This is a genomic window from Nocardia sp. NPDC004068, assembly GCF_042874315.1.
In the GTDB taxonomy this organism is placed as follows: domain Bacteria; phylum Actinomycetota; class Actinomycetes; order Mycobacteriales; family Mycobacteriaceae; genus Nocardia.
Window position 1 is genome coordinate 1 of the sequence record NZ_JBIAMW010000013.1, and the last position, 17,911, is coordinate 17,911.

Consider the following 17,911-nt stretch of genomic DNA (forward strand, 5'->3'; position numbering starts at 1 on the left):
GGGCCGGTTGACTCCGATCGAATTCGAAACCATCATGTCCCCAGCAGCCCGACAGGCTGCCTAACCACTGTCACCCAAACGTGCAGCAGCCCCCTCCGCGGCCGTGCGCTGGATTGTTCTTGCTACCGATGGTGCATACAAACCTCTTGCATCCCTTGGCATTTCGTGGCGTGAGGTTGCTGGCTTCGACTCCGCCGATCTCTCCCAGCTCCTGGCTCGGTGCCACCGCTGGGAGGCTGATGCCGACCCACACGGCGTGATGATGCCTCGCTCCAAGCGACACGACGACAAGACCATCGTCGTTGCCCGTCCCTAGTCGGCCTCAGGACAACTCACGGCCGCGAAAATATTATGGGCTCAGAGACGGAAAGGGGGGATTGTCGTGACCGAGGAGCAGCCCGATCGAACCGGCCTCATCGAGGCATTGGGTGTCCCCGTCGAGGACGAGTTGTTGACGCTCGCGCTGACACACCGATCCTTCGCCTACGAGAACGGCGGTGTGCCGACCAATGAGCGGCTGGAGTTCCTCGGGGATTCTGTTCTGGGACTGAGCATTACGGAATTCCTGTATCTCCGGCATCCCGAGCGGACCGAGGGGGAGCTGGCGAAGATTCGGTCGCGGGTGGTCAATATGCATGCGCTGGCGGAGGTGGCTCGGGGGTTGGGGGACGGGGGGCTCGGGCCGCATCTGCGGTTGGGGCGGGGGGAGGAGTTGACCGGGGGGCGGGACAAGTCGAGCATTCTCGCCGATGGGATGGAGTCGCTGTTGGGGGCGGTGTTCCTCGAGCACGGGATCGAGGTGGCGCGGCGGGTTGTGCTGCGGTTGTTCGCGGATCTGCTGGAGCGGGCCGCGAAGATGGGGGCGGGGCTGGACTGGAAGACCAGTCTTCAGGAGTTGACCGCCGAACGGGGGCTCGGGGTGCCGAGTTACGAGGTCACCTCCACCGGGCCCGATCACGACAAGGAGTTCACCGCGAGGGCCGTCGTCGGCGGGGTCGCCTACGGTAGCGGGGTCGGGCGGTCCAAGAAGGAGGCCGAGCAGAACGCCGCCGGGGCCGCGTATGCCGCGCTTTCCCCGGACGGCGGCGAGCCGTAGCGACGCTCCCAGGAATCTCCCAGCGTGTGCTCAGCCGGGGTTGCGGTGGGGCGGGGAGGATGAAGGCCATGAACGCTGTGCCTGATCGGGCGCCCGAGGCTCGGGTGCTGGTGGTGGATGACGAGCCGATGATCGTGGAGTTGTTGTCGGTGAGTCTGCGGTATCAGGGGTTCGAGGTGGCCAGTGCGGGGAACGGGGCCGAGGGGTTGGATCGGGCCAAGACGTTTCGGCCGGATGCGCTCATCGTCGATGTGATGATGCCGGGGATGGACGGGTTCGGGTTGTTGCGGCGGCTGCGGGCCGATGGGATCGAGGCGCCCGTGTTGTTCCTGACCGCGCGTGACGAGGTCGAGGACAAGGTCACGGGGCTGACGTTGGGGGCCGACGACTATGTGACCAAACCGTTCAGTCTCGAGGAGGTCGTCGCGCGACTGCGGGTGATTCTGCGGCGGTCGGGACACGCGGTCGACGAGCGGAAGTCCTCGCGATTGACATTCGAGGACATCGAGCTGGACGACGACACGCACGAGGTGTGGAAGGCGGGGGAGCCGGTGTCGTTGTCGCCCACCGAGTTCACGCTGTTGCGGTACTTCATGGTCAACGCGGGCACGGTGCTGAGCAAGCCGCGCATCCTCGATCACGTCTGGCGCTACGACTTCGGCGGGGAGGTCGGGGTCGTCGAGACCTACGTGTCCTACCTGCGCAAGAAGGTCGACACGGGCCCGGATCGGCTCATCCACACGCTGCGCGGCGTGGGCTACGTGATGCGCGCGCCCAGCCGCAGCAAGTCCTCGGCCAAATGAGCGATGTGCGGCGGGCGGTCGCGCGTCGTCTGGCGTCGGTGCCGCTGCGCGTGACCCTGGTGGTCGCGTTGGTGTGCCTGGCGGGGCTCGGGCTGCTCGTGTCCGGCATCGCGGTGACCTCGGCGATGCAACGGGTGCTGCTCGACAGCGTCGACCGGCAGATCGTCCAATTGGCCAGGGGCTCGGCCGATTCCAACCGGCCGCCGCCACCGCGACCGTCGTTCGATCGCAACTTCATCCCGTTCTACGTCGACGTCAAGGACGCGTCGGGCAACCAGATCCGGCTCGAGGCGCCCGACCGCAACTCCACTCCGGAGATTCCGGCCGACCTCGATCGGCACCCGAGAACCGTTGGCTCCGTGGGTGATTCGAGTATGCACTGGCGCGTGGTGCGGGTCGTCTCCCCGCAGGGCACGACATCGACTGTGGCGCAACGCCTCAACGAGACCGAGAACATCGTGGACCGGCTGATCGGCCTCCAGGTCGTCGTCGGCGCGATCGTGCTGGTGGCCCTCGCCGCGGTGGCGCAACTGGTGATCCGGCGCAGCCTGCGCCCGCTGCGCGAGGTGGAGAAGACCGCCGCCGACATCGCGGGCGGCGACCTGGATCGGCGAGTTCCCGTGCGCAACACCAACACCGAGGTCGGTCGACTCTCGCAATCGCTGAACGGCATGCTCACCCAGATCCAGCACGCCTTCGCCGCGACCGAGGCGTCGGAGGAGGCGGCCCGCCGGTCCGAGGCCAAGATGCGCCGCTTCGTCGCCGACGCCAGTCACGAACTGCGCACGCCGCTGACCACGATCAAGGGTTTCGCCGAACTGTATCGGCAAGGGGCGCTTGACGATCCGGCCATGTTCTCCGACCGCATCGAACGCGAGTCGAACCGAATGAGCCTGCTGGTCGAGGATCTGCTCATGCTCGCGCGCCTGGACGCGCAACGTCCGCTGGAGCGGCGTCCGGTGGATCTGCTCGCGCTGGCCAGCGACGCCGTGCACAACGCGCGGGCGGTCGACACCGCGCAGCGACCCGAGGGACCCGGACGTCCGATCGATCTCGAAATCCGTTCCGGCCCAGGCACTCTGGAGATTCCGGGCGACGAGCCGAGGCTGCGGCAGGTGCTGGCCAATCTGGTCAACAACGCCCTCATCCACACCCCGCCGAGCGCGTCGGTGACCGTCCGGCTGACCCCCGACGAGGACCACGTCCTGGTCGAGGTCGCCGACACCGGCCCCGGCCTGCCGCCCGATCAGGCCGAGCGCGTCTTCGAACGCTTCTACCGCACCGACACCTCCCGCAGCCGCGACAGTGGCGGCACCGGCCTGGGCCTGTCCATCGTCCAGGCCCTGGTCGCCGCGCACGGCGGCACGGTGTCGGTGACCAGCGCCGAGGGCGCGGGGACCACCTTCACCGTGCGGTTGCCGCGCCGCGTCGAGTCGGGTACATCGGTGGCGTAGCGGTTGCCGCGGCGGGCGCCCTCGGCTCAGTCCGGCACGTTGGCCCCGTAACCGAGATCCCGCAGCGCCTGCTTGATCTTGGCCTGCGCCTCGTCGAGGGATTCCTTGCTCGGCTCGGGATCGGCGCCGGAGATGTCGAAGTCGCTCAGTTCGAACGCCGGGAAGACGTGCAGGTGCAGATGCGGCACCTCGAGTCCGGCGATGAGCAGGCCCGCGCGGGGCGCGTCCCACGCGGCGCGCACGGCCCGGCCGATCTTCTGCGCGACCGCGGTCAGCCGCGCGAACGTCTCCGGGTCGAGGTCCTGCCACTGGTCGATCTCCGCACGCGGCACGACCAGGGTGTGACCCTGGGTGACCGGGGCGATGGTGAGGAACGCGACGAACTCGTCGTCCTCCCAGACGAACCGTCCGGGCAACTCGCCCGCGATGATCGCACTGAAAACAGAAGCCATGGGGCGAGTCTATGGGCCTACCCCTAAGCTGTCGTGCGTGCGCGTACTCGTCATCGGTTCCGGAGCCCGTGAACACGCCCTGGTGGAGGCCCTGCGCCGCGATCCGGGGGTGAGCGCGATCTGCGCGGCGCCCGGTAACCCGGGGATCGCCCAGCACGCCGAGGTGCGCGCGGTCGATCCGTGCAGCGGCCCCGAGGTGGTCGCGCTGGCCCGCGATTTCGCCGCCGATCTGGTGGTGATCGGACCCGAGGTGCCGCTGGTGCTGGGTATCGCCGACGCGGTGCGCGCGGCGGGCATCGCCTGTTTCGGGCCGTCGGCCGACGCCGCGCGGATCGAGGGGTCCAAGGCGTTCGCCAAGGACGTGATGGCCGCGGCCGGGGTGCGCACCGCACACAGCGAGATCGTCGACCACCCCGGCGAACTCGACGCCGCGCTGGACCGTTTCGGCCCGACCTGGGTGGTCAAGGACGACGGGCTGGCCGCGGGCAAGGGCGTGGTCGTGACCGCCGACCGTTCGGCCGCCCGCGACCACGGGGCCGAACTGCTCGAGCAGGGTCATCCGGTGCTGCTGGAATCGTTCCTGGACGGGCCCGAGGTGTCGCTGTTCTGCCTGGTCGACGGCGAGACCGTGGTGCCGCTGCTGCCCGCGCAGGATCACAAGCGGGTCGGCGAGGGCGACACCGGGCCCAATACCGGTGGGATGGGCGCGTATACGCCGCTGCCGTGGCTGCCCGAATCGACGGTCGCCGAGATCGTCACCGACATCGTGGAACCCGTTGCGGCCGAACTGGTTCGGCGCGGGGTACCGTTCTCCGGGCTGCTGTACGCCGGGCTCGCGATCGGGCAGGCCGGGCCCGCGGTGGTCGAATTCAATTGTCGCTTCGGCGATCCCGAGACCCAGGCCGTGCTGGCGCTGCTGGACAGCCCGCTCGGCGCGCTGCTGCACGCCACCGCCACCGGCACCCTCGACCAGGCCGAGCCCCCGCGCTGGCGCGACGGCGCGGCCATCACTGTCGTGCTGGCCGCGGAGAACTACCCGGCCCACCCGCGCAAGGGCGATCTGATCACCGGCACCGAGGCCGCCGAGCCGAATACCGAAGTGCTGCATGCCGGTACGGCCCTGCGCGAGGACGGCGCCCTGATCTCCGCGGGCGGCCGCGTCCTCAATGTGGTGGCCACCGGCGCCGATCTCGCCGAGGCCCGCGCCCACGCCTACGACCGCATCGAGCGAATCAAGTTGCCCGGCAGCCATTTCCGCGGGGACATCGCGCTGGCGGCGGTCGAGGACCGCATCTCGGTGCCGACCCGGGCGTAACGCGGTCAGCCGACGCGGATACCGTGCACGGCCAGCCAGGGCTGCGGGTCGACGTGCTGGCCGTTGATGAGGACCTCGAAGTGGAGGTGCGGGCCGGTCGAGTCGCCGCGATTGCCGACGCGGGCGATTTGCTGGCCCGCGCGGACGCGTTCGCCGACCGAGACCGAGAAGTCGTACATGTGGCCGTAGACGGTGATGCTGCCGTCGTCGTGGCGGATGCGCACCCAGAGGCCGAAGCCCTGGGCGGGGCCCGCGTCGATGACGGTGCCGTCGGTGACGGCGTAGATGGGGGAGCCGATGGGGGCGGCGATATCGATGCCGTAATGGAAAGTGCCCCAACGCTGTCCGTAGCCGGAGGTGAACATGCCGATGGCCGGGAGCGCGAATCCGCCGCCGCCGGGCAGGATCGCGCCGGGCGGGACGCCGCCGGGTAGCGAGGTCGCCGGCCCGCTGAGCCACGGCTGCGGGGTTCCGGCGATCGCGGCGGCGGCCTCGGCCTTGGCGCGGTCGAGGGTCGCGCGCGCCGCGGCCGCCACCACCTGGGCCTCGCGCAGCCGCTCGCCGTTGTTGATGGCGTTGAGGTAGCGCTTGGACGATTCTGCGGACGCCCGCACCTGGAGCGGGTACGCGACGGGAACCAGTTGCGCGCTACCGGGAGCGGGTGAGTCCGAGACCGGTCGGGGCGCGACCCCGTCGGCCGCCGCGAACAAAGCGACCACGGCCACCCCGGCCACCAGCACCCGATGTTCCGCGACCCATGCCCGTGACCGAACGGCGGACTCCCGCAAGGCCGGTCGTGGATCGCTGAGAATCCGCTCGCGCCAATCGATTTCGGCGACGCGACGACCGCCCGCGCGAACCCACGCCGACGCGCGCGTCACGGCCGCCGCAGCGGCGTGGGAAGCCCGTCGAACCGGCATGTCCTGTCGATCTTCTCGGCGCACATGCCGCTCGGGTTCCCCGCCCCCGCCCGATTCATGTCCCGCCTCACCGTCCGGATCAGGCCCGCGGTTCGTGTCCGTGTGCGAGTCGTCGGAGGTGTCGGCCTGGACGCTCGTGTTCTCATGCGAGTCATCGGAGGCGTCGGCCTCGAGGCTCGTGTCCACGCCCTGCTCGTCGGAGGCGTCGGCCTCGAACCTCCTGCCCGCGCTCGGGTTCTCGGATTCGGGCCGCCGGGGGCGCCCATCGGTCCGGCGCAGGGTGGTTCGCCAGTCGGGCCGGATCACGATCCAGCCCCCCTCGTACGGCCTCGCGCGGCGTGCCCGGTCAGGCATTCTGCCGACGATAACAGGACAATTGCCCAATACGCAGGAGGGGCGGGCAGAACTCAGGGTGGTCTCAGGAATAGTTCGGGCGCGTCGCCGCCGGGTGTTTTACTGTCGTCGGAGTGCGTAGTGAATCCCGACGGTCGACCGTGCCCACCTTCTACGTCATGGACGTGTGGAAGGCCGCCGCCGAACGCGCCCGCACCCACGGCGACGTCCTCGTCCTCGCCGCCGGTCAACCGTCCACGCCCGCACCCGTTCCCGTATTGCGCGCCACCCGGTCCGCGCTCGAGACCGAATTGCTCGGCTACACCGAGACTTTCGGCATCCTGCCGCTGCGCGAGGTGATCGCCGAGCATCACCGCCGCACCTACGGCTACGCCGTGCACGCCGACGACGTGGTGGTCACCACCGGCTCCTCGGGCGCGTTCACGCTGATCTTCCTGGCCGCCTTCGACCCCGGCGACACCGTGGTGGTCGCGCGCCCGGGCTACCCGGCCTACCGAAACACCCTGGCCGCGCTCGGCTGCCGCGTGATCGAACTCGACTGCGGCCCCGAGCATCGCTTCCAGCCGACGGTCGCCATGCTCGAGGCCCTCCCCGAACCGCCCGCGGGCCTGATCGTGGCCAGCCCGGCCAACCCCACCGGAACCATGATCGCCCCCGCCGAACTCGCCGCCCTGGCCCGCTGGTGCGACGCGCACGGCACGCTGCTGATCTCCGACGAGATCTACCACGGCATCGTCTATTCGGGCGTCGACACCGAACCCACCTCCTCGGCCTGGCAGACCTCGCGCGAGTCGGTGGTGATCGGCTCGGTGTCGAAGTACTTCTCCATGACGGGCTGGCGCCTGGGCTGGATGCTCGCCCCGCCCGCGCTGCGCCCGGCCCTGCAACGGCTGGCCTCGAACATGACCGTGTGCCCGCCCGCGATCTCGCAGTACGCCGCGCTGCACGCCTTCGGCCCGGAGGCGCGCGCCGAACTCGACGGGCACGTGCGCCGCTACGCCGAGAACCGCGCCCTGCTGCTCGAGGGCCTGCCCAAACTGGGCATCACCGATCTCGCGCCGGCCGACGGGGCGTTCTACGCCTACGCCGATATCGCCCACCTGACCGACGATTCGACGCGCTGGTGCGCGGATCTGCTGGCGCACACGGGCGTGGCCCTGGCACCCGGCATCGATTTCGACACCCGCAATGGAAACCATACGGTTCGTATCTCTTTCGCGGGTGCGACCGCCGAAATCGAGGAGGCACTCGCCCGCCTTGGCCGATATCTCGAGTCGTGAGCCCGGCTGTCGCGCAAAGACTTTCCGGTCTCGCCCACCCGCGTCGCCGGAATGCGGTAGAAAAACTAAGGTTGCGTTTTCAACCCCGACGGCGTTGTCGGCTCCGGCGCACTTGAATTCCCATGGATCGCACCGATTTGGCACGGATGAACCGATGATGACTGGCACGATGACACGGTGATCACCGCGACGACCCCGAAAGGCGAAAGGCGTCGCCAGGCTCTGGTCGCGGCCGCGGCCGAGTTGTTGCTCGAGGGTGGTTTCGAGGCGGTCCGGCACCGCTCGGTGGCCACCCGCGCGGACCTCCCGCTGGCGTCCACGACGTACTACTTCGAATCGCTCGAGGATCTGATCGCGCGCGCGGTCGAGTTCAGCGGCAACGCGGAGCTCGAGGCCATGCGGCGACGGGTGGGCGAGGTGACCCATCGCCGCCGCGGCGCGGAGGCGACCGTCGATCTGGTGCTCGACCTGCTGGTCGGCGCCGACGGGCACGACGAGCGCGGCCGCCTCATCGCCCGCTACGAACGCTCGGTGGCCTCGGCCCGGCACCCCGAACTCCGCGAGGTGCAGCTCCGACTACGCAGCCAGCTCGACGAGCTGCTGGCCGAGGTGCTGCGCCGATCCGATCGGGCGGTTCGGATCGAACAACTCCGGCGGCTGGTGGCCGTGGTGGACGGCGCGGTGGTCGCCGCCCTGACCGAACAGGATCCCCAGCCGCGCCGGGTCGCCCGCGGCGCGCTGCTCGAGTTGATCGACGTGATCGCGCCCCCCGCGCGCGGGCCCGAGCCCATCGGCGCGAGCGCCGACGGCGGCCGCGGCCGACCGCTGACCTCCGACTCCGGGGGCCCCTCGTACTCCCACTAAACTGGCTGCCCGTGAGCCCAGTCCCGAACGTCCTCGCCACCCGTTACGCCAGCCCCGAATTGGTGCGGCTGTGGTCGCCCGAGCACAAGATCGTGCTGGAACGGCGGCTGTGGCTCGAGGTGCTGCGGGCGCAGGCCGACCTCGGGGTGGACGTGCCCGCGGGCGTCGTCGAGGACTACGAACGGGTGCTCGAACAGGTCGATCTCGCCTCGATCGCCGAGCGCGAGCGGGTGACCCGCCACGACGTGAAGGCGCGCATCGAGGAGTTCAACGCCCTCGCCGGGCACGAGCACATCCACAAGGGCATGACCAGCCGCGATCTCACCGAGAACGTGGAACAGCTACAGATCCGGCTCTCGCTCGAGCACGTGTACGCGCACGGCGTCGCGGTCGCCGCGCGGCTGGCCGAGCGGGCCGCCGAGTACCAGACGCTGGTGATGGCGGGCCGCTCGCACAATGTCGCCGCACAGGCCACCACGCTGGGCAAGCGATTCGCCTCGGCCGCCGACGAATTGGTGATCGCGCTGACCCGGCTGCGCGAGCTGATCGACCGATACCCGTTGCGCGGCATCAAGGGTCCGATGGGCACCGCGCAGGACATGCTCGATCTGCTCGGCGGCGACGCCGCCAAACTGACCCAGCTCGAACAGCGGGTGGCCCGGCATCTGGGCTTCGCGTCGGTGCTGACCAGCGTCGGGCAGGTGTACCCGCGCTCGCTCGATCACGACGTGCTCTCCGCGCTGGTCCAGATCGGCGCTGGCCCTTCGTCTTTCGCGCACACCGTGCGGCTGATGGCCGGGCACGAACTGGTCACCGAGGGTTTCCAGCCGGGGCAGGTGGGCAGTTCGGCCATGCCGCACAAGATGAACACCCGCTCCTGTGAGCGCGTCAACGGCCTGCAGGTCGTGCTGCGCGGTTACGCCTCGATGGCCGCGGAACTGGCCGGGGCGCAATGGAACGAGGGCGACGTGTTCTGCTCGGTGGTGCGCCGCGTCGCGCTGCCGGACGCGTTCTTCGCCGTGGACGGCATGATCGAGACGTTCCTGACCGTCCTGGCCGAATTCGGCGCCTACCCGGCCGTCATCGACCGCGAATTGGCAAGGTACCTGCCGTTTTTGGCGACCACGCGCATTCTCATGGCCGCCGTGCGCGCCGGCGTCGGCCGCGAGACCGCGCACGAGGTCATCAAGGAGCACGCGGTGGCCGTGGCGCTGGCCATGCGCGAACAGGGCCGCGAACCCGATCTGCTGGACCGGCTCGCCGCCGACGACCGGTTGCCGCTCACGCGCGCGGATCTCGATGCGGCCCTTGCCGATCGGTCGGCGTTCATCGGCGCGGCGCGGACGCAGGTGACCGATGTCGTCGCGCAGGTGCAGAAGCTGGTCGACGCCGATCCCGAGGCGGCCCGGTACACCCCGGCCCCGATCCTGTAGCGCGACATATGAACCCGTACACGATCTTCGCCGATATCGTCGCCGGGCGCGCGCCCGCCTCCAAGGTGTACGAGGACGAGGACACGCTGGCGTTCCTGGACATCCGGCCCATGACGCCCGGACATCTGCTCGTGATTCCCAAGACACCCGCCCGCAGCCTCGCCGAACTCGATCCGGACATGGGCGGCAAGCTGTTCCGGGTCGGGCAGCGGCTGGCGGCGGCGCTGCGGGAGTCCGAGGTGGGCTGCGACGGGGTGAACTTCTTCCTGGCCGACGGGGTGACCGCGGGGCAGGAGGTCTTCCATGTGCATCTGCACGTCATCCCGCGCACGCCGGGGGACGGATTCGGGTTGCGCGGGCGTCCGACCTCGCCGCCGCGGGCCGATCTGGACTATCTGGCGGCCTCGATTCGCGGGGCGCTGGAGCGCGCCGACCAGTGAAGTTTGCTGGCTGAATGCCAGTTCGCCAATCCGTTCCCTTCGCGGTGATCCTGGGTTACTTTTGTTGATGTTGATCATCGGCATCGCGTAACGCGGAACCCGGCCGTGGCGTCGCGCTCTCGTTTCCGCTGCCGAGCCGAGCGGTGGGGGCGATGGAGGTGGGGAGATGCGGCGACATGCCGTTGCTGTGGTGGTGCTCGCGGTGACCCTGGGCGTGCTGGTTCCGTGGGCCGGGCGGCTGCCCCGCGCGGCCGCGGCCCGGCTCGTCGGCATCGATGAACTCGGGCCGACGCGGTCGGCCGTCTTCGTCGACTCCCCGGCCATGGGCCGGACCGTGCAGGTCCAGGTGCTGCATCCGCCCGGCGGCGGCGAGCGGCCCACCTACTATCTGCTCGACGGCCTCGATCCGGGCGACCGGCAGAGCACCTGGACCAACGCCACCGACGCCGAGCGGTTCTTCGCCGACAAGAACGTCAATGTGGTGTTGCCGATCGGCGGCCAGGCCAGTTACTACACCGACTGGCAGAGCGACGATCCGCGTTTCGGCCGCTACCGCTGGGAGACCTTCCTGACCCGCGAACTGCCCCCGCTCATCGACAGCGCCTTCGACGGCAACGGCGTCAACGGGATCGGCGGGCTGTCGATGGGCGGCATCGCGGCCTTCGTGCTCGCCGCACGCAATCCCGAGCTGTACACCGCGGTCGCCGGATACAGCGCCTGCCCGGACCTCGGGCTGGCCCAGGGCGCGATGCTGTTCTCCATCGCCAATCGCGGCGGCAACCCCGGCAATATGTGGGGCCCGCCCGGCGGCCCGGCCTGGGCCCAGCACGATCCCGCGCTGCTCGCGGACCGCTTGCGCGGCAAGACGATCTATCTGTCCACCGGCACCGGCATCCCCGGACCCCACGAGACCGAGATCAAACCCCAGCTCCCGGAGAACATCTTCTTCGGCGGCCCGATCGAGGCGGCCGTCGACGGGTGCGTCTCGGCCTTCGAACAGCGCCTGCGCGCGTTGAGCATTCCGGCCCGGGTCGACCACAGCGCGGTGGGAACGCACTCGTGGTCGTACTGGCAGGACACCCTGCACGTGTCCTGGGGTGCCCTGGCCCCCGCTTTGGGTGCGTGAGGGCCGCTGTCCCAGGCCCATCTTCGACGCGATGGCCGAGGCGCGGAGGCGGCGAATTATGTTCCCGGGCGGTTGAATTCGCCGTCCTTGGCGCCCGCGACGAAGGCGCGCCATTCGCCCGGGGTGAAGATCAGCACCGGGCCGTCGGGTTTCTTGGCGTCGCGCAGGCCGATATTGCCGCTGGCGAGGAAGGCGACCTCGACGCCGCCGGTGCCGTCGCCGCTGCGGTGCCACACGGCGTCGGGTTCGATCTCGCGATTCTTCTGTTCCACGCGTGCTCCTGTCGATGCGGTTTCATCCCGAGCGGGGGAGCGATCACACCCGGCCCCCGGGGCTAGACAGTAGTCAGTGGAATCCGCGCGCGGGGCCCGTTTGATTGGACATTCAACAATCGCTTTGTGTTATCCGCGATCACATTTCCGAGACACTTGCGAAATGTCGCATAATTGGGCCCGCGCTTGTGGCAAGCGCCGAGCCGCCGGGCCGCGACCCTGTGGTGATGAACACATGGTGACGCGCCCGGTATCGCCGGGGAGAGTCCGACACGCCAGCGAGGCGATGCGCCGACGCGCCGACGAGCCCCGGGACCTGCGGCGGCTGACGTGCCGGTTGGGGAGAAACGTCCGTTCCCGGAGCGGCGGCGATGCCACCGGGACCGCCCACGGCGGTATTTACCGCGCGATCCCGACAATTCTCCTGGTTTACCCGGCAACCGAATCGGAAACACAGACCACTGTGGCTGATTTACGGCGTCGAGCGGACCGCGTGGGTCGAGCCGACCCGGCGTCCCCGAATTGTGTGACCGGCCACATTCCACGCACGACCCAGGATGGAGCACCGCATGGCACCCGTCTTCGACAGTTGCGCGGTGGTGCCCCGGCACCTCACCGTCGAGCAGGCTCACAACATCTTGCACATCCACCGCAGCTGCCCCACCGACCAATGCCCACGCCGTAAGGCCGCCGTCTACTTCCTGATGGACGCGCGCCGGGTGCCGCGGGCGAACGACCGCGCCCCCCGCCCGTCGGCGCGGCGAGCCACCGGACTGTCATAGCGCGCGGCGGATCCGCCACGACACAGCGACCTGCCCACGAAGCTCGCGTGTCGCCCGTTACGGTGGAGCGCATGGCTCTCGACAGCGGTCCCGCAACGATCCCCGTCGCCAAGAAGGTGCCCACCGAGCGCGTGCATCACGGCGACACCTTCGTCGACGAGTACGAATGGCTGCGCGACAAGGACGATCCCGAGGTGATCGCCTACCTCGAGGCCGAGAACGCCTACACCGAGGCGCGGACCGCGCATCTGCAACCCTTGCGCGACCGTATCTTCGACGAGATCAAGTCCCGCACGCTCGAGACCGATCTGTCCGTCCCGGCCCGGATGGGCGACTACTGGTACTACTCCCGCAGTTTCGAGGGCAAGCAGTACGGCGTGCACTGCCGGTGCCCGATCGACGATCCGAACGACTGGACGCCCCCGCGGCTCGAGGCCGATACCGCTCCGGCGGGCGAGGAGATCCTGCTCGACAGCAACGCCCTCGCCGAGGGGCACGACTTCTTCGCCCTCGGCGCCTTCTCGGTCAGCCACGACGGGACGTTGCTCGCGTATTCGGTCGACACGGTCGGCGACGAGCGATATGTGTTGCGGTTCAAGGATTTGCGCAGCGGTGAGCTGCTCGGTGACGAGATCCCGGGCACCGCGCCGGGGGCGACCTGGTCGCTGGACGGCAGCCACGTCTTCTATCAGACCGTCGACGAGTCGTGGCGGCCCGACACGGTGTGGCGGCATCGGCTGGGGACCGCCTCGGACGCCGACGTGCGGGTCTTCCACGAGCCCGACGAGCGTTACTGGGTGAGCATCGGGGCCAGCCGGTCGGAGAAGTACCTGATGATCTGGGTGGGGTCGAAGATCACCAGCGAGGGCTGGGTGCTCGAATCCGACGATCCCGAGGGCGAATTCCGGGTGCTGCTGCCGCGCCGCGAGGGCGTGGAGTACTCGGTCGAACACGCGGTGATCGGCGGGCGCGACCGGTTTTTGATCCTGCACAACGATGTCGTGGACGGGGTGAAGGCGGAGAACTTCGTGCTGGCCGAGGCGCCGGTGGACGATCCGGCGGCCATGACGCTGCTCGTCGGGCATCGCGACGACGTGCGGCTCGAGGACATCGACTGTTTCGCCGATCATCTGGTGTTGTCCTATCGGCGCGAGGCGCTGCCGCGAATCGCGGTGTGGCCCTTGACTTCCGAGGGCTACGGCGAGCCCAAGGAGCTGGAGTTCGGGCTGGAGCTGTTCTCGGCCGGGGTGGGCGCGAATCCGGAGTGGTCGCAGCCGACGCTGCGGATCGGGGTGACCTCGTTCATCACGCCCATGCAGGTGTTCGACTACGTGCCCGCTACGGGAGAGCTACTGCTGCGCAAGGAACAGCCGGTGCTCGGCGGGTACGATCCGGCCGATTACGAGCAGCACCGGGACTGGGCGGTGGCCGAGGACGGCACCCGGGTGCCGATCTCGATCGTGCGGCGGCGGGATCTGCCCGCGGGACCGAAACCGTTGCTGCTCTACGGATATGGCTCCTACGAGGCGAGTATCGATCCCGGGTTCTCGGTGTCGCGGCTGTCGCTGCTGGATCGGGGGATGGTGTTCGCGGTCGCGCACGTGCGCGGCGGCGGCGAGATGGGCCGGTTGTGGTACGAGCACGGCAAGACGCTCACCAAGAAGAACACCTTCACCGACTTCGTCTCCTGCGCAAGACATCTCATCGACAGCGGGCTCACCGCGCCGGACCGGATGGTCGCCGACGGCGGCAGCGCGGGCGGGCTGCTGATGGGCGCGGTGGCCAATCTCGCCCCGGAGTTGTTCGCCGGGATCCTCGCCAACGTGCCGTTCGTGGATCCGCTCACCTCGATCCTGGATCCGTCGCTGCCGCTGACCGTCATCGAATGGGACGAGTGGGGAAATCCCTTGGCGGACAAGGAAGTCTACGAGTACATGAAGTCCTATTCGCCGTACGAGAACGTGGCGGCCAAGGACTATCCCGCGATCCTGGCGATCACCAGCCTCAACGACACCCGCGTGCTGTACGTGGAACCCGCCAAGTGGGTGGCGAAACTGCGCGCCACCAAGACCGGTGACGCGCCGCTGCTGCTGAAGACGGAGATGACGGCCGGGCACGGCGGGGTCAGCGGGCGGTACGAGAAGTGGAAGGAAGTGGCGTTCGAGTACGCGTGGGTGCTGGATACGCTCGGGCTCGCCGAGGCTTAGGGCGCGCCCGGCTCGAGTGTTCGTCGCCGCGTCACCCGATCAGAACGGGGTGGTCATCTGCCCCCCGCACAGTGGATGGACGACCGGCATCGGCCGGTGAACAGCACGAACAGGGGGTTCACCCATGCGCGCGCACCTGATCGTCTCGGTGTCGGGAATCCGCGACACCACCCGGGAAGCGGCGATGAGTTTCGCCGCGGAGATGGACCAGCGTGAGGTTCCGCTGTCGCTGCTGGTCGCCCCTCGCCTCAAGGGCAAGTACCGGCTGACCGAGGACCCCGCCACCCGCGACTGGCTGCGCCAGCGCCGGGCGGGCGGGGACTCGATCGTCCTGCACGGCTACGACCAGGCCGCGACCAAGACCCGCCGCTCCGAATTCGCCGCCCTCCCCAAACACGAGGCCCGCCTGCGCCTCATGGCCGCCGACCGCGTCATGGAACGCGTCGGCCTGCGCACCCGCCTGTTCGCGGCCCCCCGCTGGAACGCCTCCGAAGGCGCCCTCGCCGCCCTCCCCGACGTAGGCTTCCGCCTCGCCCTCACCCTCTCCGCCGTCCACGACCTCGACCGCGGCACCACCCAACGCTCCTGGGTCCACGGCATCGGCGAAGGCTTCCGCGCCGAACCCTGGTGGTGCCACGCCCTGGTCATGAGCGCCGCCCGCACCGCCCGCCGCGGCGGCCTCCTCCGCCTGGCCGTCTCCGCCGCCCAACTCTCCCGCTCGGCCCCCCGCCAAGCCCTCCTCGACGCAATCGACCTGGCCCTGTTCCACGAGGCAGTCCCCGACGTCTACACCTGGCACCCCCACCCCACCGCCCACGCCGCTTGACCCCTTCTCTCCGCCCCAGGCAAACCTCTTGAGGCTTGTTCGGCACCTCCGGGCACGGGGCCGAACCCAGCCGCACCCCTCCAGGCTTGTTCGGCACCTCCGGGCTGGGGGACGAACCCAGCCGCACCCTTTATTCGAATCCGCACACGTTCCACAGCCCTGAAACGGGTGCGAATCCAAACAAGGTGTGCGTCCGCGGGTGCTGCTCTCGAAAGAGGTTGTGCACCTCCGAGGTTGGACGAACCCAGCCGCACCCTTTATTCGGATTCGCACCCCTTTCAGAGCTCTGCAAGGGGTGCGAATCCGAACAAGGGGTGCGGCTGAGTTGGTGTGCTTGGGGGTGTGGGCTTCAGGGGAGGAGGGTTAGGGCGAGGGTGGTCATGGTCAGGGCTATGGCGGTGTCGAGGATTCGCCAGGAGGTGGGGTGGGCGAAGAGGGGGCGGAGGAGGCGGGCGGCGTAGCCGAGGGTGGTGAACCAGAGGATGCTGGCGGTCATGGCGCCTGCGGCCAGGTACCAGTGGTGGGGGGTGTGGGTGGCGGCGTAGGAGCCCAGTAGGACGACTGTGTCCAGGTAGACGTGGGGGTTTAGCCAGGTGAGGGCTAGGGCTGTGAGCAGGGTTGCGGTGCGGGTGGGGGTTGGGCGTGGAGGGTGAAGTGTTGTAGCCGAGGAGATTTGGCCTGCGACCATCGAGGGTGGATGGCAATCATGCGATGACGCGGTGACGTTGCCCGAGCCGAGATCCGTTGTGGTCGAGGAGCCTTGGCTGTGGATGGCTGGGGATAAGTGGCGACCGGGCGATGAATCGGCGAGCGGTGAGTTGAGTTTCGCTGGGGGCGGGAAGCTTTGGCTGTGAACGCTCGGGTACCGATGCGACGGGTCGATGACGTTGCCCGAGAGGCTGCGGGTGACGTGCTCATCAGTGGTGGACCGGCGCGATGTGAACTCATCGGCCGGGATGGTTTCCGCGCCCCCACCGCCGTTCGGTTCGAGGTCCCCATCAGGAATGAGGCTCGTGGCCTTGAAGGCGCGGCGGAGGGCCAGAGCGGCGTAGGCGAGGAGGAAGGTGGCGCCCGCGTAGTGGGCGATGGTGAGGATGGTGGGGTTCGAGGTGATGAGAGTGCCGAAGCCTGCGACGCCGGCGGTGATGAGGGTGAGATCGGAGAGGGCGCAAACCGCTACCACCAGGAGGACGTGTTCGCGGCGGATGCCCTGGCGGAGGACGAAGACGTTCTGGGCGCCGATGGCGACTATGAGGGAGAGGCCGAAACCCAGGCCGGACAGGGCTGCCAGGGCGGCCGCGGAGACGTTCACGTTTTTCGACGTTATGGGCCTGATGTGGTCGGGTCCAGCTAAAGATTTTCACGCATCATTAGAATTTCTCAGCATGGATCTGCAACTGGATCAGCTCCGCGCGTTGGATGCCGCGACGGCGGAGGGGACCTTCGAGGCCGCGGCGCGGCGGCTGCGGGTGACGCCCTCGGCGGTGAGTCAGCGGATCAAGGCGCTCGAGATGGCGGTCGGCCGAATCCTGTTGCAGCGCACCAAGCCTGTGCGTGCCACCGAGTCGGGGCTCGCGGTGCTGCGGCTGGCTCGGCAGATCGAGTTGCTCACCGGCGACACCGCACGCGAATTGGGTTCTGGGACAGCGCGATCCGGGGAGCGGATCCGAATTCCTCTGGCCGTCAACGCCGATTCCCTCGAATCCTGGGTGATGCCCGCCCTCGCCGACGCCCCGGCGGGCGTCTGCTTCGAGATCCACCGCGAGGACGAGGAACACACGATCGGGCTGCTGCGCGACGGCACCGTCATGGCCGCCATCACCGCCGCCGCCGAACCGGTGCAGGGCTGTACCGTCCGCAAACTCGGCGCCATGCGCTACCGCGCCATGGCCACACCGGAATTCGCCCGCGCGTGGTTCGCCGAGGGCGCCACGGCGCGCGCGTTCGCCGCCGCCCCGGTCGTCGTCTTCGACCGCAAGGACGATCTCCAGGACCGTCTCATGCGCCGCCGCGCCCGCCGCCCCCTCGACCCACCCCGCCACTACATCCCCTCCTCCTCCGGTTTCGCCGAGGCCGTCCGCCTCGGCCTCGGCTGGGGCATGCTTCCCGACCTCCAGGCCGAATCCGACCTGCGCTCCGGCCACCTGGTCGTCCTCGACCCGTCCCCGCACATCGACGTCCCCCTCTACTGGCAGCAGTGGCGCCTCGACTCCCCCGTACTGAGCGCGATCGCCGACACCATCGCCGCGGCGGCAGCCGCGTCGCTGCGGTGAGGGGCAGAGTCGTG

General features: G+C 69.2%; 17 protein-coding genes. 13 read left to right on the top strand and 4 right to left on the bottom strand.

Annotated elements, in window-relative coordinates:
- The first annotated feature begins 382 nt into the window (after positions 1–382).
- The 3 genes from rnc to ACFYTQ_RS28385 all read left to right on the top strand — a co-directional run bounded on the left by rnc (position 383) and on the right by ACFYTQ_RS28385 (position 3,353).
- The gene (rnc, locus tag ACFYTQ_RS28375) at positions 383–1,096 is read left to right on the top strand and encodes a ribonuclease III (RefSeq protein ID WP_387367541.1); all 714 of its coding nucleotides are present in this window, start codon (positions 383–385) and stop codon (positions 1,094–1,096) included.
- 68 nt (positions 1,097–1,164) lie between these two features.
- Positions 1,165–1,899: a response regulator transcription factor gene (locus tag ACFYTQ_RS28380; protein WP_387367544.1), complete on the top strand. Its 735-nt coding sequence runs from the start codon at positions 1,165–1,167 to the stop codon at positions 1,897–1,899.
- Positions 1,896–3,353, top strand: a complete 1,458-nt coding sequence (locus ACFYTQ_RS28385) for a sensor histidine kinase (RefSeq protein WP_387367547.1) — start codon at positions 1,896–1,898, stop codon at positions 3,351–3,353. The genes ACFYTQ_RS28380 and ACFYTQ_RS28385 overlap by 4 nt, the downstream gene beginning before the upstream one ends.
- A 26-nt stretch (positions 3,354–3,379) precedes the next feature.
- On the opposite strand, the gene ACFYTQ_RS28390 is transcribed toward ACFYTQ_RS28385, so the two are convergent.
- Positions 3,380–3,805, bottom strand: coding sequence for an HIT family protein (locus ACFYTQ_RS28390; protein ID WP_387367550.1), 426 nt, complete (start codon positions 3,803–3,805; stop codon positions 3,380–3,382).
- Positions 3,806–3,842: 37 nt separating this feature from the next.
- On the opposite strand from ACFYTQ_RS28390, the gene purD reads away from it, so the two are divergent.
- Complete coding sequence (gene purD / locus ACFYTQ_RS28395; protein ID WP_387367553.1) at positions 3,843–5,120, top strand: phosphoribosylamine--glycine ligase; 1,278 nt, start codon at positions 3,843–3,845, stop codon at positions 5,118–5,120.
- Between the two features lie 5 nt (positions 5,121–5,125).
- Here purD and ACFYTQ_RS28400 read toward each other — a convergent pair whose 3' ends face one another.
- Positions 5,126–6,394 (bottom strand): M23 family metallopeptidase, encoded by a 1,269-nt coding sequence (locus tag ACFYTQ_RS28400; RefSeq protein WP_387367556.1) that lies wholly within the window; start codon positions 6,392–6,394, stop codon positions 5,126–5,128.
- A gap of 113 nt (positions 6,395–6,507) precedes the next feature.
- Between ACFYTQ_RS28400 and ACFYTQ_RS28405 the strand changes: the two genes are divergently transcribed.
- The 5 genes from ACFYTQ_RS28405 (at position 6,508) to ACFYTQ_RS28425 (ending at position 11,537) form a co-directional block, all read left to right on the top strand.
- A complete protein-coding gene (locus ACFYTQ_RS28405; protein WP_387367559.1) occupies positions 6,508–7,674 on the top strand; it encodes a pyridoxal phosphate-dependent aminotransferase in 1,167 nt (388 codons plus the stop codon).
- Positions 7,675–7,851: 177 nt separating this feature from the next.
- A complete protein-coding gene (locus ACFYTQ_RS28410) occupies positions 7,852–8,538 on the top strand; it encodes a TetR/AcrR family transcriptional regulator (RefSeq protein WP_387367562.1) in 687 nt (228 codons plus the stop codon).
- An 11-nt stretch (positions 8,539–8,549) separates the two neighbouring features.
- On the top strand, positions 8,550–9,971 hold the full coding sequence (gene purB, locus ACFYTQ_RS28415) for an adenylosuccinate lyase (RefSeq protein ID WP_387367564.1): 1,422 nt from the start codon (positions 8,550–8,552) through the stop codon (positions 9,969–9,971).
- A gap of 8 nt (positions 9,972–9,979) precedes the next feature.
- Positions 9,980–10,411, top strand: coding sequence for an HIT family protein (locus ACFYTQ_RS28420; protein ID WP_387367567.1), 432 nt, complete (start codon positions 9,980–9,982; stop codon positions 10,409–10,411).
- Between the two features lie 166 nt (positions 10,412–10,577).
- Positions 10,578–11,537: an alpha/beta hydrolase gene (locus ACFYTQ_RS28425; protein ID WP_387367570.1), complete on the top strand. Its 960-nt coding sequence runs from the start codon at positions 10,578–10,580 to the stop codon at positions 11,535–11,537.
- 56 nt (positions 11,538–11,593) lie between these two features.
- On the opposite strand, the gene ACFYTQ_RS28430 is transcribed toward ACFYTQ_RS28425, so the two are convergent.
- Positions 11,594–11,809: a DUF397 domain-containing protein gene (locus ACFYTQ_RS28430; RefSeq protein WP_387367573.1), complete on the bottom strand. Its 216-nt coding sequence runs from the start codon at positions 11,807–11,809 to the stop codon at positions 11,594–11,596.
- Between the two features lie 569 nt (positions 11,810–12,378).
- Between ACFYTQ_RS28430 and ACFYTQ_RS28435 the strand changes: the two genes are divergently transcribed.
- From ACFYTQ_RS28435 to ACFYTQ_RS28445, 3 genes are all read left to right on the top strand, one after another.
- Complete coding sequence (locus ACFYTQ_RS28435) at positions 12,379–12,591, top strand: hypothetical protein (protein ID WP_387367576.1); 213 nt, start codon at positions 12,379–12,381, stop codon at positions 12,589–12,591.
- A 71-nt stretch (positions 12,592–12,662) separates the two neighbouring features.
- Positions 12,663–14,798 (top strand): S9 family peptidase, encoded by a 2,136-nt coding sequence (locus tag ACFYTQ_RS28440; RefSeq protein ID WP_387367579.1) that lies wholly within the window; start codon positions 12,663–12,665, stop codon positions 14,796–14,798.
- A gap of 124 nt (positions 14,799–14,922) precedes the next feature.
- Positions 14,923–15,624: a DUF2334 domain-containing protein gene (locus ACFYTQ_RS28445; protein WP_387367582.1), complete on the top strand. Its 702-nt coding sequence runs from the start codon at positions 14,923–14,925 to the stop codon at positions 15,622–15,624.
- Between the two features lie 349 nt (positions 15,625–15,973).
- Here ACFYTQ_RS28445 and ACFYTQ_RS28450 read toward each other — a convergent pair whose 3' ends face one another.
- Positions 15,974–16,936 carry a LysE/ArgO family amino acid transporter gene (locus tag ACFYTQ_RS28450; protein WP_387367585.1) on the bottom strand — a complete coding sequence of 321 codons (963 nt, stop codon included), beginning with the start codon at positions 16,934–16,936 and terminating at the stop codon, positions 15,974–15,976.
- 73 nt (positions 16,937–17,009) lie between these two features.
- Between ACFYTQ_RS28450 and ACFYTQ_RS28455 the strand changes: the two genes are divergently transcribed.
- Positions 17,010–17,897: a LysR family transcriptional regulator ArgP gene (locus ACFYTQ_RS28455; RefSeq protein ID WP_387367588.1), complete on the top strand. Its 888-nt coding sequence runs from the start codon at positions 17,010–17,012 to the stop codon at positions 17,895–17,897.
- Positions 17,898–17,911 lie beyond the last annotated feature (14 nt).